We start from the raw sequence: 6,141 nt of genomic DNA on the forward strand, positions 1-6,141 counted from the left end.
GTAACATTGCCGCATGTCTTCGACCGAGCTGCCGTTCGTGCCGCCAGCAAACGTGCTCCCCAAGGTGGCGGCCGTCAGGATCGCGGAGGGCGAACGGCTCAGGTCGGTGGAGCTGCCGGGGATCACGCTGACGGTGCGGTCGAGGCGCCCGGCGCGCCAGGGGCTCCCGCCCGCGCTGTACGTCCACGGACTCGGCGGCAGTTCGCAGAACTGGTCGGCGCTGATGCCGCTGCTGGACGACCTCGTCGACAGCGAGGCCGTCGACCTGCCGGGCTTCGGCGACTCCCCGCCACCGGACGACGGCGACTACTCGATCACGGGGCACGCGCGCGCGGTCATCCGTTATCTCGACGCCACCCGACGCGGCCCTGTGCACCTGTTCGGGAACTCGCTGGGTGGTGCGGTCGCCACGCGCGTCGCCGCGGTACGCCCCGACCTCGTGCGTACGCTCACGCTCGTGTCGCCCGCCCTGCCCGAGATCCGCGTGCAGCGCTCCGCCGTGCCGACGGGGCTGCTGGCGGTACCCGGGGTGGCTCCCCTCTTCACCAGGCTCACCAGGGAGTGGACGGCCGAGCAGCGCGTCCGGGGCGTCATGCAGCTGTGCTACGGAAACCCCGAGCGGGTGACCCCGGAGGGGTTCCAGCACGCCGTGCAGGAGATGGAGCGGCGGCTGCGGCTGCCGTACTTCTGGGACGCGATGGCGCGCTCCGCGCGCGGACTGGTCAACGCCTACACCCTGGGCGGCCGGAACGGGCTGTGGCGCCAGGCCGAGCGGGTGCTCGCACCGACCCTGCTCGTCTACGGCGGCCGGGACCAGCTCGTCGGCTTCCGCATGGCCCAGCGGGCGGCCCGCGCCTTCCGCGACTCCCGTCTGCTGACCCTGCCGGACGCGGGGCACGTGGCGATGATGGAATACCCGGAGACGGTCGCCCTGGCCTTCCGCGAACTCCTCGCCTCCGTGCGGGAGCCGGATGCCGGGGAGTCCGGTGCCGCGGGATCCCGTGCCGAGGGACCTCGTGTCCGGGAATCCGTCGCCGCGGCCGAGGACGGGCCGCTCGCGCGGGGCGCCGCGGACGCGAGTGCCCACGGTGACCGCTCCCCGCAGGACGGCCGGTCCCGGGACGACGTCGACGGCGGAGCTGCCGCCAAGAGCACGGGAGGCTGAGGCGCGAGGTGGGACGCCACAGCCGCCGCGGGCCCGTCCGCAAGGGCGACGCCACGGACACGACCGCAGCGCGGGACGGCCGCTCGGGGCCGGACACGGTGCGCGAGGACCTTCGCGAGGTCCCTCGCGAGGACCAGGGGACGCCGGCGACCGTATCCGCCGCCGGACGGGAAGCCGGGGCGCCGACGGGGACCGGTCCCCGCAGGGCTTCCGGTCCGCACCCCGGGCGGCGACCGGGGCCCGCGGGCGGAGCGCCGGGATACGGCGTGCCGCGCCTGCCGGACGGGTGGGCGCCGCAGGGCGCGCCCGCGCGGGACGTGCCGCGGTTCTCCGAGGGGACGCCCGCGCACGGGGTTCCGGGACCGCCGGACGGCACGCCTGCGCACGGAGTGCCGCCGCTGCGTGACGGCACCCCCGCCCACGGCACGCCACGCACTCGTGGCGGCCACCCCGAGCAGCGGGAGGCCGGGGGCGGCTGGGGCGAGTGGAAGGGGCAGGCCGAGGGCGGGTACGGCCCACCCGGTGGAGTCGCCGCTGCCATACCGCGGCAGCGGCAGGCGCCCGCGGGCGGACCGCGGCAGGACTACCTGGACGCCTTCGCCGAGGACGACGACGTCTTCGCGCCCCGCCGTACGGCCGTCGGCACGGCGCGTACGCCCCGGGGCGCGCACCCCGGTGACGCCCGCGCCTCCGCCGCCGACCGGAACACCGCCGCCGACCGGAGCGCCGGCACCGGGACCGCTGCCGGCGCGCCGGTCGCCGGGGTGCCCGCGCCGGGCCGGAACGGCAAGGGGCGGACGTTCACCGGGATCGCGGCCGCCGCCGTCACCACCGTGCTGGCCGTCGTCGTCGCCGGGCAGGTCGCCGACGACCGCGACGGAGCCGCCGCGCAGGCGCAGTCCGCCGCCGACCGGGCCCGTGGTGTCCGGGACTCCGCCTCGCGCGGCGACGGGCGGGAGGTGCCGTCCGCGGCGCCCGGTGCCGGGACGCTGACGTACGCGCAGAAGATGGACGAGAAGTACCCGCTCAGCGCGACGCTCGAGGGGCCGGGGACGTTCGAGGCGATCCCCGGCATCGCCAAGGCGCCCGGCAGGGGGCAGAAGTTCACCTACCGCGTGGACGTGGAGCAGGGGCTCGGACTCGACGGCGAACTCTTCGCCGAAGCCGTGCACAAGACGCTCAACGACGACCGCGGCTGGGCCCACAACGGCGCCCGCACCTTCGAGCGCATACACTCCGGCAGACCCGACTTCGTGATCACCCTGGCCAGCCCCGGCACCACCGCCGACTGGTGCGCCAGATCGGGCCTGGACACCACCGTGGACAACGTTTCCTGCGACTCGGCGGCGACGGAACGCGTGATGATCAACGCCTACCGGTGGGCGCAGGGGTCGAAGACGTACGGGGACCAGATCCACGCCTACCGGCAGATGCTGATCAACCACGAGGTCGGCCACCGGCTGGGCTACAGCCACGTCACCTGCGACAAGGACGGCGACCTCGCCCCGGTCATGCAGCAGCAGACCAAGTTCCTCGACCACGACGGCATCCACTGCCGGGCCAACCCCTGGCCCTACCCAGGGCGTTGACGAAGGTCCGGCGGGCGCCGGCCGCGGTGTGACGGGGCGTGCGCGCCCGGTCTGCCGGCGCGGCAGAACGCGACCCGCACGGGAAAGTTACGGCCGTTCACCCCTTTTGGTGGTGTGACGGACAACCGTCCGTCGCGCCACCGCCTTGTCCGCATACGTTCGTCCCGCTGCGAGCCGCCGGGGCAACGGCGGCTCCCCATACGGGAGATCGGGGGTGCACTCGTGCGCATCGGACTGCTTACGGAGGGTGGCTATCCGTATGTGAGCGGTGACGCCGCACTCTGGTGCGACCGGCTCGTGCGCGGACTCGCGCGGCACGAGTTCGACGTCTACGCGCTCAGCCGCAGTGAACGCCAGGAGGACGGGGGCTGGGTCCCGCTGCCGCCGCAGGTCGGCCGGGTGCGCACCGCACCGCTGTGGACGGCCGAGGGCGACGGGGTCGTGTACGGGCGCCGCGCGCGCCGGCGGTTCGAGGAGTGCTACGGCGAACTGGCGGCCGTCGTGTGTTCGTCGGGCCCCACGGCCACCGGACAGGCGGCTTCGGCTCTTGAGGCGGACCGTTTCGGCAACGCTCTGTACGGCCTCGCCGAACTCGCCCGCGACGAGGGCGGACTGGTGGGCGCGCTGCGCTCCGAGGCGGCCGTGCGCGCGCTGGAGCGCGCCTGCCGAGCCCCCGGTGCCCTGCGCGCGGCGCGCGAGGCGCGCGTGCCGGAGCTGCTCGCCGTCGCGGCCCACCTGGAACGCGTCCTGCGCCCCCTCTCCCTCGACTGGTACGAGGACGAAGGGCTCGGCGCGGTCGACCTGTGCCACGCCGCCTCCGGCGGCACGGCCGCCCTGCCGGGTCTGCTGGCCCGCCACTTCTGCGGCGTGCCGCTGCTGGTCACCGAGTACGGGGCGCGGTTGCGGGCGCACTACCTGACCAGTACGGAGGCGTCGCCCGCGGTGCGGTCCCTGCTCGCCGCGCTGCACGGCGGACTCGCCGCCGAGATCTACCGGCGGGCCGCCCTCGTCACGCCCGGCAACGCGCACACCCGCCGCTGGCAGGAACGCTGCGGCGCCGACCGCGGGAAGCTGCGCACGGTCCACCCCGGCATGGACGCCGCGCCCTTCGCGGCGGTCGGCGAGTCGGCCTCCTGCTCGGACCCGGACACCCTCGTCTGGGTCGGCCGCGTCGAACCCGCCAAGGACCTCGTCTCGCTCCTGCACGCCTTCGCGGAGATCCGCAAGGAGGAACCCGGGACGCGCCTGCGCATCGTCGGCGCCCCCTCCGGCCCCGAGGGCGCGGCCTATCTCGGCCACTGCAGGGCGCTGGCCGCGCAGCTCTTCCCCGACGAGGCGGCGGGCCCGCACGCCGTCGGCGACAACCCGGTCTCCTTCGAGGAGATCGGCGGCCCTGACCTGCCGACCCCCGCCGACGCGTACGCCTCGGGCGCCGTGACCGTGCTGTCCAGCGTCGTGGAGGGCTTCCCGGTCCACCTCGTCGAGGCGATGCTCTGCGCACGGGCGACGGTCTCCACCGACGTGGGCGCGGTCGTGGAGGTCGTCGGGGGCACGGGCCTCGTCGTGCCCCCGCGCAATCCGCGGGCGCTCGCCCAGGCGTGCGTGTCGCTGCTGCGCGATTCCGAGCGCCGCGAGCGCCTGGGGGCCGCCGCGCGCGCCCGCGCACTCGAACTGTTCACCGTCGAGCGGAACATCGCGGCATTTGACGCCATCTACCTGGAGGTCGTCTCGCACCACCCGGTGCGCCGTGTCGTCCTCGGCGACACCGGGGAGCCCTTGCCGTTCGCCACTCCGGCCGAATCCCACGTCGCCGGCCCCTGGGCCGGCCCCGCACCGCGCGACGTCCCCCGGTGGGCGGCGCACAGCCCCGTACGCGCCACGACTCCGGCGCCGGCGACGGAGGGAGCGCGATGAGCGGCCCGGACGCACCGGACCGTCCCGGAACCCCGCACGGCGCCCGGGCGTGGGACGAGCGGCCGCAGGAGTGGCCGGCGGGGGAGCCGGACGCATCGGCTTCCGGCCCGCACGCGGCGACGGGGGTGGAGGACGTGCCGGTGAGCGGGCCGGGCGTGGCGACGGGAGGCAGGGACCTACCGGCGGGAGGCAGGGACGCACCCGGGGCGCGCCTCGCCGGTGCCCGGGACGACGGCGCGCCGGGCGCCGCGCGGACGGCTGCCGCGCGCAGGCCCCCCGCCCCCCGCCGGGGCGCCGCCGACCCCGTCAAGGCGCTGATGCACCGCCACCGGGAGCTGTGCGAACGCGCGGTGGACCCCTTGGAGATCGCCGCGGGCCTGGAGGCCCACGGCTTCACCGACCGGACCGCGGCACGCTTCCGCCACCGCGACGTCTTCTCCCTCGCGGAGGAGATGTACGCGCGTGCCTGCGGCGACGGTGACACGGGCCCGCGCCCCGTGCCCGCCCCGGTCCCCACGGCGCGCGCCGACTGGGTCGCCCTCACCCTGCTGCCGGGCGCGCTGTGCGCCGCCACGGTGGCCGCCCTGCACCTCACCGACGGGCGCACCCGCCTCGTCGCGGTGGCCGCGGGCGTCCTGGCCGTGGCCCTCGCCGTGCGCACCGCTCTTCGCAGAGGTCCGCTCGGCACCAACGACCGCACCTCACCCGGCCCGTCCAGCAGCTGGACGTACTGGTTCCTCGGCTACGCCCTCCTGGGCGACGGCCTGCTCCGGGCGGCGGTGACCGGCGGTCCCGACGGTCCGCCCACCGGCGGCCCCGGCGGCCCCTGGCCCGTCACCACCGCCCCGGTGCTGGCCCTCGCCCTGGCCTGTGCCCCGGCGGCCTGGACCGCCCGCCTCTTCGCCGTACGCGCCCGCCGCAGGCTCACCGCCAGCCGCGGCCTGGAGGAGTTCGCCGGCACCGTACGACCGCTGCTCCTCGGGACGTTCGCCCTGTTCCTGTGCGCCCTGGCGGCCCTGCTCGCCCTGTGCGCCGCGATCCTCGACGAGCCCGCCGCCCACCTCCAGACCCTCGCCCTGGGCGCCCTGCTGTTCCTGGCCCGCCTCCTCGCCGTCCACCGCTTCACGCACGCCCCGGCGGTGGTCCTCGCCGCCACGGCCACGGCCCAGGCGGCGGCCGTGGCCACGGTCTTCGTGTCCCGCCTGCCCGGCTGCGCCTTCCTCGCCGCCCCCGTGGACACCCTGGTCACCACCTGGGGCCCCGGCAGCCTGTCCGCCCTCACCTGCGGAGCGGCGGCCCTGACCCTCCTGGTCCACGCGGCCCGCACACTGACCCGGGCCTCGGCCCACGCACCGGCGGAACGGCCGTGCTGAGCGGGACGGCGGCCCCGGCGCGGCCCTGCCGGGCGGTGGTGTGCGGGCCGCGTGGACCAGGAGGGTCAGGGCCGCCGCTCCGCAGGTGAGGGCGGACAGG

Annotated in this window: 4 protein-coding genes; all 4 read left to right on the forward strand. The window is 76.4% G+C overall.

From position 1 onward, the window contains the following. Positions 1–13 precede the first annotated feature (13 nt). The 4 genes from AB0L29_RS13040 (at position 14) to AB0L29_RS13055 (ending at position 6,041) form a co-directional block, all read left to right on the forward strand. Positions 14–1,165, forward strand: coding sequence for an alpha/beta hydrolase (locus tag AB0L29_RS13040; RefSeq protein WP_365826360.1), 1,152 nt, complete (start codon positions 14–16; stop codon positions 1,163–1,165). A gap of 8 nt (positions 1,166–1,173) precedes the next feature. After that, positions 1,174–2,754 (forward strand): DUF3152 domain-containing protein, encoded by a 1,581-nt coding sequence (locus tag AB0L29_RS13045; RefSeq protein ID WP_365826362.1) that lies wholly within the window; start codon positions 1,174–1,176, stop codon positions 2,752–2,754. A gap of 222 nt (positions 2,755–2,976) precedes the next feature. Beyond that, a complete protein-coding gene (locus tag AB0L29_RS13050) occupies positions 2,977–4,668 on the forward strand; it encodes a DUF3492 domain-containing protein (protein ID WP_365826364.1) in 1,692 nt (563 codons plus the stop codon). Beyond that, positions 4,665–6,041 (forward strand): hypothetical protein, encoded by a 1,377-nt coding sequence (locus AB0L29_RS13055; protein ID WP_365826366.1) that lies wholly within the window; start codon positions 4,665–4,667, stop codon positions 6,039–6,041. The genes AB0L29_RS13050 and AB0L29_RS13055 overlap by 4 nt, the downstream gene beginning before the upstream one ends. The last annotated feature ends 100 nt before the right edge of the window (positions 6,042–6,141 follow it).

Source organism: Streptomyces sp. NPDC052701 (assembly GCF_040678355.1).
Taxonomy (GTDB): domain Bacteria; phylum Actinomycetota; class Actinomycetes; order Streptomycetales; family Streptomycetaceae; genus Streptomyces.

Bases quoted from the DNA above. Each gene is read 5' to 3' on its own strand.
- AB0L29_RS13040 (WP_365826360.1), top strand. From the start codon at position 14: ATGTCTTCGACCGAGCTGCCGTTCGTGCCGCCAGCAAACGTGCTCCCC.
- AB0L29_RS13055 (WP_365826366.1), top strand. From the start codon at position 4,665: ATGAGCGGCCCGGACGCACCGGACCGTCCCGGAACCCCGCACGGCGCC.